The organism is Mycobacterium sp. E787 (assembly GCF_001668725.1).
Taxonomy (GTDB): Bacteria; Actinomycetota; Actinomycetes; order Mycobacteriales; family Mycobacteriaceae; genus Mycobacterium.
In genome coordinates, this window is record NZ_LZKL01000064.1 from 61,216 (window position 1) to 81,467 (window position 20,252).

The window sequence follows — 20,252 nt, forward strand, 5'->3', positions numbered from 1 at the left end:
GTCCCTCTCGGCCGTTCAGCGGCCCCGGTCGGCCAATTCGGCGACCTGTCTGACCGCCGATTCCAGCGCGTAATCCGCATCGGCGACGGCACCCTTGACGTTGGCGTTGAGCGTCGCTACCACCCTCATCGCGGTCGCGACGGTGTCACGCGACCAGCGCCGCGCCTGTTTCTGCGCCTTCTGCACGCGCCAGGGCGGCATTCCCAGCTGTGCGGCCAGGCGGTACGGGTCGCCGGACAGCGGGCCCACCCGGCCGATGCTGTGCACGGCCTCGGCCAGCGCGTCGGCGAGTACCACCAGCGGTTCGCCGCGCAGCATCGCCCACCGCAGCGACTCGGTTGCGCCCGCGACGTCGCCGGTCACCGCCTTGTCGGCGATGTCGAAGCCCTTCACCTCCGCCTTGCCGCTGTGATAGCGGCGCACCGCGGCGGCATCGACCTGACCCGCGGTGTCGGCGACCAGCTGTGAACACGCGGCGGCCAGCTCGCGCACGTCGGAGCCGACGGCGTCCAGCAAGGCGGTCACGGTCTCCTCGTCGACCTTGACCCGCAGCTCGCGGAACTCCCTGCGGATGAAGTCGACGCGCTCGCTGAGCTTGGTGATCCGCGCACACGGATGCACCTGGGCGCCCAGTGACTGCAGCTGGCCGGCCAGCGCCTTGGCCCGCCCGCCGCCGGAGTGCACGACCACCAGCACCGTGCCGGTCGGGACGTCGGCGGCGGCCGCGGCGATCATCGTGGCCGCGTCCTTGCCCGCTTCCCCAGCCGCCTCCAGCACGACGATGCGTTCGTCGGCGAACAGCGACGGGCTCAGCAGTTCGGCGAGTTCGTAGGTGCTCACGTCGCCGGCCCGCATCCGGCTGACCGGAACATCGTCGGTGCCGGCGCGTGCGCGCGCCGACCGCAGCACGTCGCCGACCGCCCGTTCGACCAGCAGTTCCTCGTCGCCCAGGACCAGGTGCAGGTGGTGCGCATCCTCGCTCACCCCACGATGGTGTCACGTGGGTGCGACGGGTTTGATGGTGGCGACCCGCAGCACCCGGCTACGCCGCGCTCGCGATCGCCACGAGGTTGATGGTGGCGACCCGCAGCGCCCGGCTACGCCGCGCTCGCGATCGCCACGAGGCCCGAAATCGACCAGGCCAGCCACGACAGGACGACCGCCGACCCGGCGAGCCCGAGCGCCCCACGAAACCAGCGCCGGCGCCACAGCAGCGCCGCCGCCAGAATCGCCAGCGCCGTGCCGGCGCCGACCACCACCACGCCGGGCGCACCGGCCGGCACGGGCACCGTCGCCGCGGGCACGTCGGCCGACCACTGCGCCACGCGCAACACCCACCACAGTTCGGGCCCGCTGAACCGAATCAACAGCTGCGCACCGGCGGGCCACAGCAGGCAGCCCACGGCCGCCGCGCTGCCGAGCACGGTGATCGGCGCTACCACGGGAGCCACCGCGAGGTTGGCCACCGCGGCCACCAGGCTGAACCGGCCCGAGATCCCCGCGACCAGCGGGGCGGTCACCACGTGGGCGGCGCACGCAACGGCGAACGCGTCCGCCAGCGGTTTGGGCCAGCCCCTGCCGACCAGGCGCCGCGACCACGAGGGCGCGATGACGACCAGCGCGGCCGTCGCCAGCACCGACAGCGCAAAACCCACGTCGACGGCCAGATGCGGAGCGAGGGCCAGCACGATCAGCACCGTGGCGGACAGTGCCGGAATCGCTTGCCGCCGGCGCGAAGACAGCATCCCGGTCAACGCGATCGCGCCCATCACCGCCGCGCGCAGGACGCTCGCGGTCGGCTGCACGACGATGACGAACGCCACCAGGGCGACGGCCGCGAGCACGACGGCGGCGCGGGGGCCGATCAACCGCGCTGAGAACAGCACCGCCGCGCACACGATCGTGACGTTGGCCCCGGACACCGCCGTCAGGTGCGTCATGCCCGCGGCCCGAAACTCCCGGCTGGTCTCGCTGGCGACCGCCGCGGTGTCGCCGAGGACCAGCGCCGGCAGCATCGCGGCCTCGTCCGCGGGCAGTGCGTCGCGGGCCGCGGCCGCGAACCGGCGGCGCACGGCGTGGGCGGCCCGCTGCACCGCACCCGCGGTCCCCATGGTCGGCCGGCCCGTCGCGTTGAGCACCGCGACCGTCAAGTCGCGGTGGCCCGGGCGGCTGATGCGGGCGGTGAAGCGCACCGGCTGTCCGACCATCAGGCCGCCGAAGTCCGACGCCCGGGCGAAGACGACCACCCTGCCGGACATCTCATCGTCACGCAGGCGCTGCAGGGTGGCGCGAAACATCAGCCGGCCGGAGCCCAGCGACAGCGCGGTCTCGGTCGGGGTGACCGTTACGGGGGCGGCCGTGCCGAACGCCGCAGTGATCGGGTGGCGACCTACCGCGTCGGCGCGCAGCGCGATCGCCAGCCCGAAACCGGCGCCCACCACGCCGATCGCCACCAGGCCCGCGCCGACCGCCGGAAGCCGCGGCGTCCGGCCGGAGCGGCGCGCGGCGTAACCGGCCGGCGCGCCCAGGGCGGCCAACACGAGGCAGCCGCACGCCACCACGCGCCCGACCGGCCACCAGATCCCGGCGGCGGTCACCATCCAGGCGGCGAGCGCCGGTGCCACCAGCCGCACATCGACGTGGCGGCGCACCGGTGTCAGACACGGACCAGCGGGCGCAGTTTCTCCAGCCGCGCCGGGCCGATGCCGTCGACGTCGGCGAGCTGGTCGACACTGGTGAACTTGCCGTTCGCCTGCCGCCACGCCACGATCGCGGCGGCGGTGACCGGTCCCACGCCCGGCAGCGCGTCCAGCTGCTCGACGGTCGCCGTGTTGAGGTCGAGCACCTCACCCGGCTTCGGCTTCACCGTCCCCGAGCCCGGCCCCGGCGCCCCGGACGCAGGCGCGCTCCCGGAGGCCACCGAGCTGCCCAGCGCCGTCGGCTGCCCCGCCGCCGGAGCCAGGCCGACCACGATCTGCTCCCCGTCGCCCACCGGGCGGGCCATGTTGAGCCCGATGGTGTCGGCGCCGTTCACCGCGCCCCCGGCGGCCTGCAGCGCGTCGGCGATGCGAGCGCCGGGCGCCAGGGTCACCAAACCCGGGGTGTGCACGAGGCCGACGACGCTCACCACCACAGGTCGGTCGGGCGCGGCCGGCTGGCCGGCACCCGGGCTCGCCGAGGATCTCGCGCCGGCGGTGGCGGCCTTGTCCACGGGTGGCAGCTTGGCCGACATCACCGGCGCGGGGCGGTCGCGGATCAGGGTGAACACCGTCACCAGCACGGCCAGCGCAGCCACGACCGCCAGCGCGATCGCACCGGCGCGGCCGGGGTCGGCGCGCATCTTCGCCAGCCACCCGCGGCCCTCTCCCGCATCCGGAACCCACCGCGGCAGCAGCGAATTCTGGTCATCCTGGATCTCGGGGTCCGATCCGTCCGCGGCCCCGGTGTCCGAATCGGCCTCTGGGTCCGCTCCGAGCCTGCGTTGCAGGCGCGCGGCGGGCAGTTCTGTTCGCATGCGCCGACCGTAGGCGCGTCGACCGCCGAAACGGCCGTGCGACGGTGTGTACCGCGCCCGGCTGTGGAGCGAGGCGGGGCTGTGCAATACGCGGGCGCCGGGGGTGTCCGCCAGGTTTGGCGTCCGCATGCGGGGGTAGCCAGCCGCGTATGAGCACGGAGGCAAAGCCGACGTCCGACGCCTCGATCGGCGAGCTGATGAGTCAGCTTTCGTCGCAGCTGTCACGGCTGGTTCGCGACGAAATGCAGTTGGCGCAGAAGGAAATCGAACGATCGGCGAAACACGCGGGCGTTGGCGCGGGACTGTTCGGTGCGGCCGGGATACTCGCGCTATCGGGCCTTGCCAGCCTGATCGCGGCGGCCATTGCCGCGGTGGCGCTGGCCGTGCCGGTGTGGGCGGCCGCCCTGATCGTCGGCGCGGCGTTGTTCGCCGCGGCCGGGGCGGCGACGCTGCTCAGTAAGCACCAGGTCGAAGAGGTCGCACCGGCGGCGCCCCTCACCGTCGCCAATGTCAAGAAAGACGTCCAGAAAGTGAAGGACGCCCGCCATGACCCGAGCTGAACGGCCACGGGGTCCCGGCACCCCCGCAGTCGGGCCTGACGCCAGCATCCATGACCTGCAGGCCGACATCGAGCAGACGCGCGAGCAACTCGGCGCCACCGTCGAAGCGATCGCCGGCAAGGCCGACAAGGCGAGGTCCGCGGCATCGCGCCTGGCGATAGCGGCCGTCCTCGGCGGGATCACGATCACCTGCTTTGCCTGGTGGCGGCGCCGGCGGGGGACAGCCCCGCGGTGACGGGGCTGCGCCCCGCGCCCCCGATTAAAGTTGAATGGCGTTCTGCGCTTAACGTGCAGGACGAGACCCCCGGTCCCCCGCTGACAGCTGCGCCCCTCCGGTGGTCCCCGACGACAGGAGGCTGCCATGCAGTTGGCACTCACACCGGAGGAAGCCGCGTTCCGCGATGAGCTCCGCACCTTCTACACCACGAAGATCCCCGAGGAGCTGCGCGAGCGGGTGCGCGCGGGCTCGGCGTCGGTGCGCCGCGAGGACATCGTCACCAGCCACAAGATCCTGCACGAGCACGGCCTCGCGGTGCCGAGTTGGCCCGTCGAATGGGGTGGCAAGGACTGGACGCCCACCCAGCACCAGATCTGGGCCGACGAAATGCAACTGGCGTGCGTGCCCGAGCCGCTGAACTTCAACACCAAGATGGTCGGGCCGGTGATCGCCGAATTCGGTTCCGAGGAGATCAAACAACGGTTCCTGCCGCCGACGGCCAGCCTCGACATCTGGTGGTGCCAGGGATTCTCGGAGCCCGAGGCCGGCTCGGACCTGGCGTCCCTGCGCACCACGGCGGTCCGGGACGGCGACAGTTACATCGTCAACGGACAGAAGACCTGGACGACGCTGGGCCAGTACGCGGACTGGATTTTCTGCCTGGTGCGCACCGACCCGCAGGCCCCCAAGCGCCAGGCCGGCATCTCGTTTCTGCTCTTCGACATGAAGACGCCGGGCATAACGCTGCGGCCCATCAAGACCATCGACGGCGGCCAGGAGATCAACGAATTGTTCTTCTCCGACGTCCGGGTGCCCGCCAATCAGCTTGTCGGACAAGAGAATCAGGGCTGGACCTACGCGAAGTTCCTGCTGGGCAACGAGCGCACCGGCATCGCCGGCGTCGGACGGACCAAGGTGCGCCTCGCCGAAGTGAAGAAGCGCGCCGCCGAAACCGGGCTGCTCGACGATCCCCTGTTCGCGGCGCGGCTCGCCGAGGCCGAGAACGAGGTGCTGGCGCTGGAACTCACGCAGTCGCGGGTCGTCTCGGACTCCGCCGACGGGCAGCCCAACCCGGCGTCCTCGGTGCTCAAGCTTCGCGGCAGCCAGCTGCAGCAGATCGCCACCGAGCTGCTCGTCGAGGTGGCCGGTCCCGACGCGCTCCCCGCCGACGGTGACGGAGCGATCCAGATCGCGTCTCCCGAATGGGCGCAACACAGCGCGCCGCACTACCTCAACTACCGCAAGACGACGATCTACGGCGGCAGCAGCGAGGTGCAGCGCAACATCATCGCGTCCACCATTCTGGGATTGTGAGGCAGCAATGGACTTTCAGTTGAGCGACGAGCAGGCCCTGCTCCGCGACACCACCCGCGACCTCCTGTCGCGCACCTACGACCCGGAGAGCCGCAACAAGGTGATCGGCTCCGAGCTCGGCTGGAGCCGTGACGTCTGGAGCCAGCTCGCCGACACCGGGATCCTGGGGCTCGGGTTCGAGCCGGACGAGGCGGGTCAGATCGAGATCATGGTGGTGCTCACCGAGGTCGGCCGCCGGTTGGCCCCCGAACCGATCCTGCACGGCGCGCTCGCGCCGGGCGCGCTGATCGCCGAGCTGGGCAGCGACGCCCAGAAACAACAGCTCGACGAGGTCGCGGCCGGGCAACGCCTGCTCGCCTTCGCGCACCTGGAACCCGGCCAGCGCACGCCCACCGCCGCGGTGACGACTCGGGCCGTGCCGCAAGGCGATTCGTGGGCGCTGACCGGACGCAAGAACCCGGTGCTGGCCGGCGACTCCGCCGACGCGCTGGTAGTCAGCGCCGCGTTGCCGGACGGCGGGACCGGCCTGTTCCTGGTCGAGGCGGCCGCCTTGCGACGGCACCCCTACCGCACGTTCGACGGTCAGCGCGGCGCCCAGATCGACCTGGACGCCGCGACCGCCGAACCCCTCGGCGAAGCGGTCGATGTCTCGCTTGCCATCCGGAACGCCGTCATCCGCATCCAGTCGGCGTTGTGCGCCGAAGCCGTCGGGGCGATGGAGGAGGCGCTGCGCCTGACCACCGATTACCTCAAGACGCGTAAGCAATTCGGCGTCACGCTGAACAAGTTCCAGGCGCTCACCCAGCGGGCCGCCGACATGTACGTGTCGCTGGAAGTGGCGCGCAGCATGAGCTTCTACGCCGCGTTGTCGATCGCCGACGGCAACCTGGACCCGCTGATCGCGTCACGCGCCAAGGTGCAGATCGGCCGGTCCGGCCGGCACATCGCGCAGGAATCGATCCAGATGCACGGCGGAATCGGCGTGACCGCGGAGTATCCGGTCAGCCACTACGCCGCACGGCTCACCGCGATCGAGCACACCCTGGGCACCTCCAGCGACCACCTGCACAACCTGATCGACCACCTCGGCGACTACGACCTGGCCCGGCTGTAGCTCATGGCCGAGCCCGCGAAACTGACGGAGCGGGTGGTCGGGTTCCTCTCGCAAGGCACGCGCACCGGCATGCTCGGTTACGTCGCCGCCGACGGCCGGCCGCTGGTGGCGCCGGTGTGGTTTGTGGTCGACGATGGCCAGCTGGTGTTCACCACCGGCCGGGACACCTCGAAAGGCCGTGCGCTGAAACGTGATTCGCGGGTCGTGATGTGCGTCGACGATCCGCATCCGCCGTACTCGTTCGTCCAGGTCCAGGGCCTGGCGTCGGTGGGCGAGGACGCCCGCGACGTGCTGGACGTCGCGACGCGCACCGGTGCGCGCTACATGGGCGCCGAGCGCGCCGAGGAGTTCGGCCGCCGCAACGCGGTTCCCGGCGAGCTGGTGGTGCGGGTGCGCCCGACGAAGGTCATCGCCGGATTCGACATCAGCGACTGACCCAAGCCGGGCGTCAGCTCGACTGTGCCCCCGCCGCCGATTCGGGGCTCGACTCCGCCTGCGCCGCAGGGGCTTCCGGCTCGGCCGCCTCCGCTTGCGGCTCGGCCGCCTCCGCTTGCGGCTCAGCCGCCTCCGCTTCGGGCTCGGCCGCCTCCGTTTCCGGCCCGGCCGCCGCGGGTTCCGCCTTGGCCGAGTCGGACTCCGGCAGCTGACCGGCGAGGTACTCGGCGAGTCCCCCGATGGTCGGATAGTCGAAGACCGCGGTTGCATTGATCGTGAACGCGCCACCGAACTGGCTGTGCAACCGGTTGCGGAGTTCGACCGCCATCAGCGAATCCGTGCCCAGGTCCAAGAACCGACTGGTCGCCGCGGGCGGTTGCGCGAGCCGCAGGAAGCCCTGCACTTCGCGCTGCAGGAATTCGGTGATGAAACCGGCGCGCTGCGCCACCGGTATCTCCTGCAGCTGCCGGAGCAACTCGCTGTCGCCGGCGGCCTCCGTGGCGGCGCTGGGCAGCACGAGGTCGAGAATCGGTGGGCGGGAACTGCCCAGCACCTTCGCGGCACGCTGCCAGTTGGCCTTGATCACGGTCGCCTGCGCGGACCCGTTGGCGACCGCCTCGGCCAGCGCGCTCAGCGCCGCCGACGGCTCCAGCGGAATGAGGCCTTGCGCACTGATATTGGCGCGCGCGGCCTCCGACGAGGCCATGCCGCCCTTGGCCCAGGGACCGAAGTTGACGCCGGTCGCCGGCAGGCCGTGCGCCTGTCGTTCCGCGACCAGCCCGTCGAGCAGCGCGTTGGCCGTCGAGTAGTTGGCCTGGCCCGGCGAACCGAGCAGGCTGGACACCGACGACGACACGATGAAGAAGTCGAGATCGTCTTCCCGAGTCAACCGGTCCAGGTAGCACGCGCCGAACGCCTTGGGCGCCAACGTCGTCCGGAAGCGCTCCAGGCTCTGCTGGGCCAGCAGCGCGTCGTCGAGCACACCCGCCAGATGCACCACTCCCCCGAGCGGCGGCAACTCCGCGCGGATCCGGGCCAGCAGCTCCTCGACCTGCGCCTCGTCGCCGACGTCGGCCGCGAAGGTGTGGACGCGGCACCGGTAACGCTCGGTGATGTCGTCGATCGCCCGCTGCGCGTCCGGGTCGGGCGCGCGCCGGCTGGTCAACACGATGTCACCCGCGCCGAGTTGGGCCAGATACGACGCCGTGTGCAGGCCGATCGCGCCGAGCCCACCGGTGACCAGATAGCTCCGATCACCGCGCGGATGCAGCGGATTCGGCATCCGCAGCACGATCTTGCCGATATGGCGCGCCTGCTGCATGCGGCGAAACGCCGTCTTCGCCTCCGTGAGCGGGTAGATCTCGGCGGGCAGCGGGGTCCACTCGCCCCTGGCCAACCCGTCGGACACCTCGCCCAGCAAGCCGCGGATGCGCTCGGGCTCTTGGAAGGTGACCGTGTCCAGCGCGACGATCTCGTAGGCGATGTCGGGACGGGCCGCCGCCATCTGCTCGTGCGTCCAGATGTCCCGCTTGGCGATCTCGGCGAACCGGCCGTTCTGGGCGGTGGCCCGCACGGTCGCCTCGACGAAGCCCTCGTTGGTCAGGCTGTTGAGCACCACGTCGACGCCGGCGCCGTCGGTGTCGGCGAGGATCTGATCGGCGAAATCCGTACTGCGCGAATCGTAGACATATTCGACACCCAACTTGCGCAGTGTCGCGCGCTTGTAGGTGCTCGCCGTGGCGAAGACGGTCGCACCGTGCTGCTGCGCCAGCTGGATGGCGGCCAACCCGACGCCACCGCTGGCGGCGTGGATGAGCACCCGGTCACCGGGCTTCAGCTGCGCCCAGTCGAAGGCGAGCCGGGCCGTCAGCGCCGCGGCGGGAATGGTCGCGGCGTCCACCGCGCTCACCCGGGCGGGAACCGGCGCCACCAACTGGGCGGGCACGTTGAACCGGCTGGCGAACGCGCCCTGCATGAAGCCGTAGACGCGCTGGCCGACCTCGAGTCCGGTGACGCCGCTTCCCAATTGGGTTACGGTGCCGGCGAAGTCGCCGCCGATCGGACCCGGATCACCCGGGTAGAGGCCCAACACGTTGAGCACATCCCGGAAGTTCAACCCGGCGGCCTCGACCCGGACCTGCACATAGCCATCGTCCGGCGGCGGCACCTCCGCCTCGGTCAGGCGCAGGTTGTCGATCGCGCCTCGTTCGGTGGGCGCCAGCACGTAATCGGCTGCCCGCGGCACCGCGAGGTGACCGCTGCGCGACCACTGCAGCAACCGGGACGCCAAGAATTTGCCTTGGCGCACAGCGAGTTCGGGTTCGTCAATCGGTTCACCGAGCAAGCCGGCCAGCGCGCGCACGGCCTGCTCCGATCCGTCGCAGTCGACCAACCTGCAGCGCAGACCGGGCTCCTCGTTGACGATGGTCCGGCCCAGCCCCCACAGTGCCGCTTGCACCGGGTCGACCGGCTCGCCGGACTCGGTCGCCACGGCCCGTTCGGTGACGATCCACAGCCCGCCGGGCAGTTTCACCGCCCCGTCACCCTGCAGGGTGTGCACGGCACTGAGCAGCTGCGCGATCTCGGTCTCCAGTCGCGCGACGGATTCGGCGCCCGACTCCCCGGCGCCGGCTCCGGTGGCGCGCCAGACGATGCCGGAGAACGGCATGCCCCGCTCGTGAGCCTGTGCCAACAGCTGTCCCAACGGCTCCGGGTCCGCATTCCTATCGAACGAGACGCACCCCGGCACGGTGGCCGCGAGGTCCTCGAATCCGGCGATTAGCCAGGTGCCGATCGCGTTTGGGGCCCCCTCGCCATCGTCGCCCGATGCCGGCGGCGGCAGCTCGTGCCAGCCGAGGCTGTAGAGCAGCCGCGTGGCATCGCCGCCGAGCCCGCGCAGCAACGCCTCTCGGGGCGCGCGTTTGACAGTGAACTCGCGAATCCCGCCCAGGCGGCGGCCATCCCGGTCGACGAAGTCGAGATCGAAGACCTGTGTCTCGCTGTCCAGCCCGCTGGTGTGCCACCTCGCGCGGCAATAAAACCGCCTCGGCATCTTCTCCCGCAGCTCCACCCGCCCGTACCGCAGGGGCAGGAACAGATCGTTCACTCCCTGTTCCGCGGCACGAAGCGCCGGGAACGCGGGGAAGGCGACGCCGGTGCACAGGTCGAGCAGCACCGGGTGCATCGGCTCGGTGCCGAGATGCTCGGCGAGTTCGTCGCCGACGGTGATGTCGCCGATCGCCTCACCCTCGCCCAGCCACAGCGACTTCAGGGAACCGGACCAGTTGGGCCCCCAGGCCAGCTCCATGTCGGCGAAGGTGTCGAACAGCTCCTGCGGGCGCATGCGGTTCATCCGCTCGATCACCGCGTCGATGGGATCCGCGGAGTCCGCCGGGTCGGGCGACGGCTCCGCCTCGATTCCGGTGACGACCGTGCCGTCGGCGTTCAGTGACCATTCGGCGTCCCGGACACCGTACGGGCGGCTGTGCACCCGGAAGCTCCAGCCGCCGTCCTCCAGCGGATGCAAGGTGAGCTGCACCTCGCGAGAAGCCTTCTCGGGCAGGATGATCGGCTCGTAGAAGAAGACGTCTTGCACCCGCCCCGGCGTCCCCACGGCGGTCAGGGCCATCGCGGCATACGTCGCCCCGGGCACCACAACGGTGCCGTAGATGACGTGATCGGAGAGCCACGGCTGCGACTTGACCGACAGCCGGCTGGTGTAGACCGAGTCCCCTGAGGCGAGATCCTTTGCGCTACCGAGGATTCCGGATACGGCGGCGCCCTGTCCGTCGATGCCGCTGATACCGGAAGTCTTCGGCCAGAAGCTTCGCCGCTGGAACGGATAGGTCGGCAGTTCGAGTTTGCGGCGAGGCTGACGATGCAGCGCAGCGAACCTGGGTCGATGACCGCTGACATAGGCTCCGGCCAGCGCCTCGGCGATCTGGCGCCGGTCGGCGATGCCCTTGCGCAGGGAAACGATCGCCCGCGGCGCGGCCAGGTGTTCCGGCCAGACCTGCACCGCGGCCCCGGTCAGAACCGGTTGCGGACCGATCTCCATCAACACCGAGCAGCCCAGCGCCGCCACGGTGCGCACGCTTTCGGCGAACTGCACCGGCTGGCGGGAATGCCGCCGCCAGTATTGCGCGTCCAGCGGGGTTTCCGCCGTGAGCACGGCGCCGGTGCGGTTGCAGACCAAGGGCAACGTCGGCACGGCGAACTGCAGACGCGCGGCATACGACTCGAACTCGTCGAGCACCGGTTCGAGCAACTCGGAATGGAATGCGTGGCTGGTTTCCAGCCAGCTGCACCGGATCCCGTCGTTGCCGCCCCTGGCGACGATTTGTTCGAGATCCGCACCGGGACCCGACAGCACTGTGTTGGGTCCGTTGTAGGCGGCGACCGACACCCGGGGGAACCCGCCCGCGATCTCCTCGACGTACTTGGCGTCGGCGAATACCGCCACCATTCGTCCCCCGTCGGGCAGGCTGCCGAACAGCCGGCCACGCTCGGCCATCAGCCGGGCCCCGTCCTCGAGGCTGAACACCCCGGCGACGCACGCCGCCGCGTACTGGCCCACGCTGTGCCCCAACACGACGTCGGGTGTGACGCCCCACGACTGCCACAACCGGGCCAGGCCCATCTCGATGGCGAAAAGCGCGGGCTGCGCAAAAGAGGTGTGCCGCACCGCTTCCGCGGTTTCCCTGTCGGTCGCGAACAGCACCTCGAGCAGCGGGCGCGGCAGCATGCCCTCGACCGCTTCCGCGCAGCGTGTCACGGTGTCAGCGAAAACCGGCTCGGTGTCGAACAACTCGCGCGCCATCCCCGGGTACTGGCTGCCCTGCCCGGTGAACAACCACGCCGTGGTCGGCGGGTCGGTGCACTCGCCGCGTACCACCCCCGGCCGTATCCGGTTCTCGGCCAACTCGGCCAGCACCTCGCGGGCGCCCTGAACCGAATCGACCACCAGCGCGGCCCGGTGCTCGAAGTGCGTGCGCCCCACCCCGGCCGTGAAGCACACGTCCGCGACATCGACCTTGGGGTGGGCGTTGAGCCACTCCTCGTATCGCCGCGCCAACGCCACCAGCGCCTCCGGTGTCCGGGCGGACAGCGGCAGCACGTCGACCAGTTCCTCTTGAGCGTCCGACTCCGGCGCCGCGGCGGCGTCGGGCAGGACCGCGCCGGTGGAGTATTCGTCGGGGGTCGCCGGTTGCGCCGGCGCCTCCTCGATCAGCACGTGCGCGTTCGTGCCGGTGAACCCGAACGAACTGATGCCGGCACGTCGCGGTTTGCCATTGGCCTGCCAGGGAGTGGCCTTGTCGACGACGCGCACGGGCAGCGAGTCCCACGGGATATGCGGCGACGGCTTCTCGAAATGCAGGCTCTGCGGCAGCATTTCGTGCTGCAGCGACAACACGACCTTGATCAGGCCGGCGACGCCGGACGCCGACTCGAGGTGGCCGATGTTGGTCTTCACCGATCCCATCAGCAACGGTCGGTCCGCGTCACGGGCGGCACCGTAGACGGCACCGGCCGCCTGCACCTCGATCGGATCACCCAGCGGGGTGCCCGTCCCGTGCGCCTCGAGGTAGTCGACGTCTCCGCCGGCAAGGCCGGCGCGGGCCAGCGCCGCGCTGATAAGCCGTTGCTGCGCACCACCATTGGGCACCGTCAAACCGCTGGAGGCGCCGTCCTGGTTGACCGCGGTGCTTGGGATGACGGCGCTGACCCGATCGCCGTCGCGGACCGCGTCGCTGAGCCGCTTGAGCACCAGGATGCCGCAGCCCTCGCTGCGCACGTAGCCGTCAGCGGAGGCGTCGAAGGTCTTGCATCGCCCGACGGGGGACAGCATCCTGGCGCGCGATGCGGCGATGATGGACACCGGGCTGAGCAGCACGTTCACCCCGCCGGCCAGCGCGAGATCGCAGTCACCGGCGTGCAGCGCCTGGCAGGCCTGGTGGACCGCCACCAGCGACGAGCTGCATGCCGTGTCGACCGCGACCGCCGGTCCCTCCAGCCCGAGCGCGAAGGCCACCCGGCCCGAGATCGCATTGAGCGCATTGCCGGTGATGAAGTGCGGCTCGAGCTTCTCCACGGAGTCGGAGGACAGCAGGTGCGAGTACTCGTTGGCGCCCACACCCACGAAGATGCCGCTGCGGCTGCCGCGCAACGCCCCGGGGGAATACCCGGCCCTTTCCAAGGCCTCCCAGGCGGTTTCCAGCATCAACCGCTGCTGCGGATCCATCCAGATGGCCTCGCGCGGCGAGATGCCGAAGAATTCCGGGTCGAATCCGTCGATCTCGTCGAGGAATCCGCCGAAGCGGCTGTAGATCTTGCCCGGGGCGTCCGGGTCGGGGTCGTAGTACTCGTCGATGTCGAAGCGGTCCTCCGGGACTTCCCGGATCGCGTCGACACCGCCGGACAACACCTCCCAGAAGGCTTCGGGATTGGACGCGCCGGGGAAGTGGCACGCCACCGCGACGATCGCGATCGGCTCATCGGTGCGCGTCGTCACCGCCGAGGCCGGCTGCGGCCCCGACGGGGCCACCTCGCCGAGGCCGAGCACGTCGCCCAGCAGGTAGTCGACCACGTCGGACAGCCGTGGGTGGTCCATCGCCAGGGTGGCCGGCACCTCCTTGCCCACCGCTTGCTCGATGCGCCGCCGCAACTCGACGGCCATCAGCGAATCCATGCCGAGATCGAAGAATCCCGCGTCCTCGCGGATCTCGGCGGCGTCGACCCGCGTCACCTCCGCGACCGCGTCGCGCAGGTAGTCCGTGAGCAGTTTCTTGCGCTGCTGCACCGGGGCGTTGGTGAGTCGCTCGACCAGTTGGGTCTTCCCGGACGGCGCCACCCCCGTGGTCTCGGTGGGCACCTCGCGCTCCAGCTCCGCCAGGAAAGCCCGCCGTCCCGCTTGGGAGTAGAGCGGCAGGAAGCGGTCCCAGCCGATCCGGGCCACCACCCCCTGCGCTGACGAAGCCGCCAGCAGATCCGCCATGCCCGCCAGCGCATCGGCGGGCGACAGCGTCCGGACCCCGCGCTGATCCAGCCGGGCGCGGGCCTGCTCGTCGGCCATGCCGGCCGACCAGGGACCGAAGTTGGCGCTGATTCCGGGGACGCCCTGCTCGCGCAGCCGCCAGGCCAACCCGTCGAGGAAGGCGTTGGCCGCGGCATAGGCGGTCTGACCGAAGCCGCCCCAGACCGAAGCGATCGAGGAGGTGCTCAGGAAGAAGTCCAGCTGCAAGTCGGCAGTCGCTTCGCTCAAATGCCAAGCGCCCCAAACCTTCCCGGCGAACACCCGATCCACCTCGGCGTCTTCCAGGCTGCGCAGCGGGGTGGTGCCGATCTCGCCGGCGGCATGGACGATGCCGGCAAGCGGTGGCAGTTCGTCCTGCACGGTGGCCAGCAGGCGCGCGACGTCGTGCGCATCGGCAACATCGGCCGTGACCACCCGGACTTCGCAGCCGTGCTGGTCGCGGATGGCTTCGATGCGCGCCTGCGCGGCGGCGCTGGGCGTGCGGCGGCCGGTCAGCACCAGATGCCGGGCGCCGTGCGCGGCCAGGTATCCGGCGATTTCCAGTCCGACCGAACCCAGTCCGCCGGTCACCAGATACGTGGCGTCGTCGCGGAGCGCGGGCGGCGTCGCGATCGGCTGCCCGACCCTGCGCACCAGCCGCGGCACGTAGACCGCTTGGTCCCGCACGGCCAGTTGGTCTTCGCCGACGGCCGACCCGCCCGGGGTCGCCGACACCTGGTCGATCAGCCGCGACCATTCCGCAGTCGTCGACACGGCGGTTCCTGCGGCCAGATCCGCCAGTCCGCCCCACACCTGGGGGTGTTCCAGCGAAGCGGCGCGGCCGAACCCCCACAGGCAACTCTGGTCCGGGGACACGGTATCGGCATCGATGACTCTTTGCGCGCCGCGGGTGACCATCCAGATCGGGCGGCGCAGCTCGGTGGCGACGGCCGCGCGGAAGAGCCGACGCGTTCCTCCGAGGACCCGGTGTTGCATCCGCAACAGCGACCGCATCGACGGCGCGGAGCCGGAGTCCAGCGCCGCGACATGCAGTATCCGGAGCTCCGGGTCGTCCGCCGCCGCGGCGAGCAATGTGACCTCGAGCTGTTCCTCGTCGGCGTCGGTCACGGGCAACCCGACGATCCGATGCTGGTGCCCATGCGCGGTCAGGGCGTCGACCAGTGGCGCAAGTATGTCGGCGTCGTCGCCGATGAGGAGCCAGGACGAGCCCTCCCCGGCGCCGGCAGCTGAGACCGCCGCCGTGGACTTCTCCCAGCTGATCTCGTAGCGCGCATCGGCGATCGACTGGGTTTTGCGCTGTTGATTGTGTTGTGCGGCAAGCTTTGTCAGCACAGTCAGGGTCTGCTGGTCGGCACCCGCACCGTCGATCAGCGCGGCGAGTTCCTCGATCCGGCCGTCCTCGAGCAGCCGGACCGCCTCGGTGCTCGCGACCTCGTTCTGATGTTGGTTGGGCCGGACGCGATTGTCCCGGTACCAATACTGGCGATGCTGGAACGGGTAGGTGGGCAGGTCGAGCTTGCGCGCCGGTCCGGCGGCGGCGCCGAAGTCGGGCAGGTGGCCCAGGACGTACGCGTCGGCGAGAGCCTCGGTGAGCTGGCGGTGGTCCGCGGTGTTGCGGCGCAGTGACGCGATCGCCCGCGGCGCGGTGGCCGGGTCGGGCCAGGCGCGCAGCGCGGCGGCGGTCAGCACCGGCTGGGGGCCGACCTCGAGCAACACCTTGCAGCCCAGGTCGGCGAGCGTGCGAACGCTCTTGGCGAATTCCACGGGCTGGCGCGCGTGGCGGCGCCAGTACGCGCCGTCCAGTTTCACGCTCCTGCCCAGCGCGGCACCGGTGCGGTTGCACACCAGCATCCGTTGTGGCGGAATGAAATCGAACCGGTTCGCGTACGACTCGAACTCGTCGAGGATCGGATCCAGCAGCGCCGAGTGGAACGCGTGGCTGGTGTCCAGCCACTCACAGCGGACGCCGTCGGCCGTCAACCCGGCCACCGCCTCGTCCAGATCCTGCGCCGGTCCCGACAGCACGGTGTTGGCGCCGTTGTAGGCGGCAACCGACAGACTCGGGAACTCGTCGGTGAGGCCCTCGACCCGCTCGGCGGCGGCGAAGACCGCCACCATCCGCCCGCCGGCGGGCAAGCTGCCGAACAGGCGGCCGCGCTCGGCCATCAGCAGCATTCCGTCCTCGAGGCTGAACACCCCCGCGACGCAGGCCGCGGTGTATTGGCCGACGCTGTGGCCCAGCACCACGTCGGGTTCGAAACCCCAGGACTGCCAGAGCCGGGCCAGGCCCATCCCCACCGCGAACAAGGCGGGCTGCGCGTAGGCGGTCTGCCGCAACGTTTCGTCGCCGTCCGGGTCGAAAATCACGTCCAGCAAAGGCTTTTCGAGCACGTCCGCGACCACCGCCGCGCAGCGGGTCACCGTCTCGGCGAACACCGGTTCGGTGTCGAACAACTCGCGGGCCATGCCCGCGTACTGGCTGCCCTGACCCGTGAACAACCACGCCGTCTTCGGCGTGTCGTCGGATATTCCGCGCACCAGACCGGGCGCCGGGCGGTCGTCTGCGAGGGCACCGAGCAACTCACCGGCCGATTCCTTCGAATTGACCACCAACGCGGCCCGGTGCTCGAAGTGGGCCCGCCCCACCCCGGCGGTGAAGCACACGTCGGCCAGGGTGGCCTGCGGGTGCGCGCTCAACCAGCTGCGGTAGTCGTCAGCGAGTTGCGCCAGGGCGGTGGGCGTGCGCGCCGAGAGCGGAAGAAGGCGGAACCGCCGGTCGGCCGGCGCCTCGACCGGACCCGGCGCGACGGCGGCCTCACCGGCCTGCTCGGGCGCCACCGGAGCTTCTTCGAGGATGACGTGCGCGTTGGTCCCGGCGAACCCGAACGAGCTGACGCCGGCGATGCGCGGCCGGCCATTGCGTTCCCAGGCGGTGGCCTCCTGCACCACCTGAACGGGAAGCCGGTCCCACGGGATGTGCGGCGACGGGTTGCGGAAGTGCAGGTGCTGCGGCAGCAGCTCGTGCTCGAGCGACAGGATGACCTTGATGACGCCCGCGATCCCCGCGGCCGCTTCCAGGTGCCCGATGTTCGTCTTCACCGAGCCGATCAGCAGCGGCCGGCTCGCCTCGCGCCCGGCGCCGAGCACCTCCCCCGCCGCCTGGGCCTCGATCGGATCGCCCAGCGACGTCCCGGTCCCGTGCGCCTCCAGGTATCCGACGTCGCCGGGTGCGATGCCGGCACGCTTCAGCGCCGCGGCAATAACCCGTTGCTGGGCAACGCCGTTCGGCACGGTCAGACCGCCCGATGCGCCGTCCTGGTTGATCGCGCTGCCGCGGATCACGGCCCGGATCCGGTCGCCGTCGCGGATCGCGTCCGCGAGCCGCTTCACGACGATGACACCGCAACCCTCGCCGCGCACATAGCCGTCGGCGGCCGCGTCGAACGTCTTGCACCGGCCGTCGGGCGCGAGCATGTGCGCGTGGGAGAAGGTGATCATGGTCGCCGGTGTGAGCAGGACGTTCGCGCCGCCGGCCAGCGCGAGGTCACATTCGCCCAGGCGCAGCGCCTGGCACGCCTGATGGATCGCCACCAACGACGAACTGCACGCGGTGTCCACGGCGACCGACGGGCCCTGTAGCCCCAACCGGTAGCTGATCCGGCCCGCGGCGGCGGCATTCGACGTCCCGATGGCCATGTAGGCCTCGATCTCGGGGTAGGTCAGCTCGTCCGATGCCATCCCCAGGTAGTCGTGGGTGGCCAAACCGACGAACACACCGGTGTTGGTGTTCGCCAAAGCCGTTGGCGCGGTACCGGAATGCTCCACCGCCCGCCACGCCGTCTCGAGCAAGAGGCGGTGCTGCGGGTCCATCAACCTGACCTCGCGCGTGGACATGCCGAAAAATGGCGCGTCGAAACCGGTTACGTCCTCGACGAAGCCCGCTCGACGGGTCACCACCTTTCCCGGCGTGTCGGGATCGGGGTCGAAGAATTCGTCGGCGTCCCAACGCTCCGCGGGAACCTCCGATATCGCGTCCCGGCCTTCCCGCAGCACCTGCCAGAATTCGTCGGCGTCGGCGGCGCCGGGAAAGCGCGCCGCGTAGCCGACGATCGCAAAACTCGATGCCCCCCGCATCGGGTCTTCGGCGGATGTCATGGGGTTGTCCTCCCTGTTCGGCTCGGAAGATTCGATGCCCGCGGAGGCCTCGCGGCGCCGGGGTGGTGGTTGCTGTTTAACCACGCGCTTGGCCGCTACGGCACACACCAGGACCAGACCTGGCGGAATTCCCCCCGGCGTACTGCCTCCAGCGACCGTCGTGGCGAATGTACACATGCCGGACCGGTTGCCGCAGCCGAATCACCTCCGACGGCAAGTATGCCAAGTACGGGGCCTTGCGGCGGCGCATCGGGCAAGTCTCGTCCGGCGTGGCGGCCGGTCGCCGGGCCTGCCCGCGACCACGCCCGCCGCGTCGATGAGCCGTTGCGGCCCCTATCCGCGCATGTCGGCGCCGGTGCCAGCCACAAGGGTTATCTTGGTGTCGCTACAGCGCGGCCGAACCGCAGCCACGGGATGCCGCAGAAACCGGGGAGAAAATATTGCGAATCGGGAAGATCACGATCGGCTCACTAGGGGATTGGGCGCCGATCCCAGGAGCAGTCATCTCCTGGCACCCGACAACCACGTCCGCCGACAAGGTCCGGCAGGCGCCGGCCAGTCCCGTACCGGTCAGCTACATGCAGGGCCAACATCTGCGTAACTATCACGAACGGACGGCCGCGGGCCTCGACTTCTCCCGGCAGATCATCGCGACCTGTGAAGTACCCGGTCAGTGCGATCTCTCTGCGATGCACCACGCCGTCAACGCCTACCTGCGCCGGCATGACACATTCCGCAGCTGGTTCGACCACGCCGGTAATGGCGAGTTCGTCAGGCACACCCTCACCGATCCCGCCGACATCGAATTCGTCCCGATCGAACACGGCGCCATGACGGTCGACGAGATACGCGCTCACGTCGTGGCCATACCGAATCCGCTGGAGTGGGGCTGCTTCACCTTCGGGATCGTCCAGAACGAGGATCATTTCACTTTTTTCGCCGCCATGGATCACGTCCACGGGGACGCCACGTTGATCGGCACGACGATGCTCGAGGCGAATGGGATGTATGCGGCGTTGAGTGGGGGCGGTGAACCACTTGCGCTTCCCGACGCGGGCAGTTTTGACGATTTCTGCGCCCGCGAGCGCCACTACACGTCGACGCTGACCGTGGATTCACCCGGGGTTCGCGCATGGATCGACTTCGCGGAGAACAACAATGGCGGCTTCCCCGAATTCCCGCTTCCGCTCGGTAACCCGTCGGAGCCGGCCGGCAGCGAATTGATCTCCGAACTGTTGATGGACGCCGCCCAGACGGAGCGGTTCGAAGCGGCCTGCACCGCGGTCGGCGCACGGTTCATCGGCGGGCTGTTCGCCTGCTTTGCCCTGGTAGAGCACGAGTTCACGGGTGCCCTCACCTATTACGGCCTCACCCCCAGGGACACCCGCAGGACTACCGACAACTTCATGACGCAGGGCTGGTTCACCGGCCTGGTCCCGATCACCGTGCCGATTGCCGCGGCCTCTTTCGGCGACGCCGCATGGGCTGCGCAGTCGTCGTTCGATTCCGGCCTGCACCTGGCGAAGGTGCCGTATTACCGCGTGTTGGAATTGGCGCCGTGGTTGGACTGGCCGCGGCCGAATTTCCCGGTGTCGAACTTCTTGCACGGCGGCGCCGCCCCGCTCAACGCCGTTCTCGCGGCGGCGGACCTGGGCTATGCGAACAATATCGGGATCTACTCCGACGGCCGGTATTCCTATCAACTGACCATCTATGTGTTCCGGTACGGCGAGGGTACCGCGATGGCGGTCATGTACCCCGACAATCCGGTCGCCCAGAAATCGGTTGTCCGCTATATGGAAGCGATGAAGTCCGTGTGCGCGCGGGTCGCGGCGAGCGGGCATTGGGGGCGCGTTGCGTAGCGCGGGCCGATTCGATGGCTTCTAGATGGCTGCGGGTGCGAAATTGCG

The 20,252-nt window shown here is 70.2% G+C and carries 10 protein-coding genes; 6 read left to right on the forward strand and 4 right to left on the reverse strand.

The genetic code is table 11. The features are described 5' to 3' along the window. Nucleotides 1-15: 15 nt before the first annotated feature. The 3 genes from holA to A5705_RS13685 all read right to left on the reverse strand — a co-directional run bounded on the left by holA (nucleotide 16) and on the right by A5705_RS13685 (nucleotide 3,514). Complete coding sequence (gene holA, locus A5705_RS13675; RefSeq protein WP_255400436.1) at nucleotides 16-984, reverse strand: DNA polymerase III subunit delta; 969 nt, start codon at nucleotides 982-984, stop codon at nucleotides 16-18. Between the two features lie 113 nt (nucleotides 985-1,097). Next, nucleotides 1,098-2,600, reverse strand: a complete 1,503-nt coding sequence (locus A5705_RS13680) for a ComEC/Rec2 family competence protein (protein WP_082956482.1) — start codon at nucleotides 2,598-2,600, stop codon at nucleotides 1,098-1,100. A gap of 56 nt (nucleotides 2,601-2,656) precedes the next feature. Continuing rightward, complete coding sequence (locus tag A5705_RS13685) at nucleotides 2,657-3,514, reverse strand: ComEA family DNA-binding protein (protein WP_068278134.1); 858 nt, start codon at nucleotides 3,512-3,514, stop codon at nucleotides 2,657-2,659. A 149-nt stretch (nucleotides 3,515-3,663) separates the two neighbouring features. Between A5705_RS13685 and A5705_RS13690 the strand changes: the two genes are divergently transcribed. The 5 genes from A5705_RS13690 to A5705_RS13710 all read left to right on the forward strand — a co-directional run bounded on the left by A5705_RS13690 (nucleotide 3,664) and on the right by A5705_RS13710 (nucleotide 7,154). Then, complete coding sequence (locus A5705_RS13690) at nucleotides 3,664-4,074, forward strand: phage holin family protein (protein WP_067876453.1); 411 nt, start codon at nucleotides 3,664-3,666, stop codon at nucleotides 4,072-4,074. Beyond that, complete coding sequence (locus A5705_RS13695) at nucleotides 4,061-4,309, forward strand: DUF3618 domain-containing protein (RefSeq protein ID WP_068278136.1); 249 nt, start codon at nucleotides 4,061-4,063, stop codon at nucleotides 4,307-4,309. Before A5705_RS13690 ends, A5705_RS13695 begins: the two co-directional genes overlap by 14 nt. A 126-nt stretch (nucleotides 4,310-4,435) precedes the next feature. Continuing rightward, entirely contained in the window at nucleotides 4,436-5,605 is a 1,170-nt protein-coding gene (locus A5705_RS13700; protein WP_067876449.1) for an acyl-CoA dehydrogenase family protein, read from the forward strand. 7 nt (nucleotides 5,606-5,612) lie between these two features. Further along, nucleotides 5,613-6,719, forward strand: a complete 1,107-nt coding sequence (locus A5705_RS13705) for an acyl-CoA dehydrogenase family protein (protein WP_068278138.1) — start codon at nucleotides 5,613-5,615, stop codon at nucleotides 6,717-6,719. Between the two features lie 3 nt (nucleotides 6,720-6,722). Beyond that, nucleotides 6,723-7,154 (forward strand): PPOX class F420-dependent oxidoreductase, encoded by a 432-nt coding sequence (locus A5705_RS13710; RefSeq protein WP_067876444.1) that lies wholly within the window; start codon nucleotides 6,723-6,725, stop codon nucleotides 7,152-7,154. 13 nt (nucleotides 7,155-7,167) lie between these two features. On the opposite strand, the gene A5705_RS13715 is transcribed toward A5705_RS13710, so the two are convergent. Further along, nucleotides 7,168-18,342, reverse strand: coding sequence for a type I polyketide synthase (locus A5705_RS13715; protein ID WP_082956470.1), 11,175 nt, complete (start codon nucleotides 18,340-18,342; stop codon nucleotides 7,168-7,170). Nucleotides 18,343-18,782: 440 nt separating this feature from the next. Here A5705_RS13715 and A5705_RS13720 point away from each other — a divergent pair, with 440 nt between their 5' ends. After that, nucleotides 18,783-20,204, forward strand: coding sequence for a condensation domain-containing protein (locus A5705_RS13720; protein ID WP_067876440.1), 1,422 nt, complete (start codon nucleotides 18,783-18,785; stop codon nucleotides 20,202-20,204). Nucleotides 20,205-20,252: the final 48 nt, after the last annotated feature.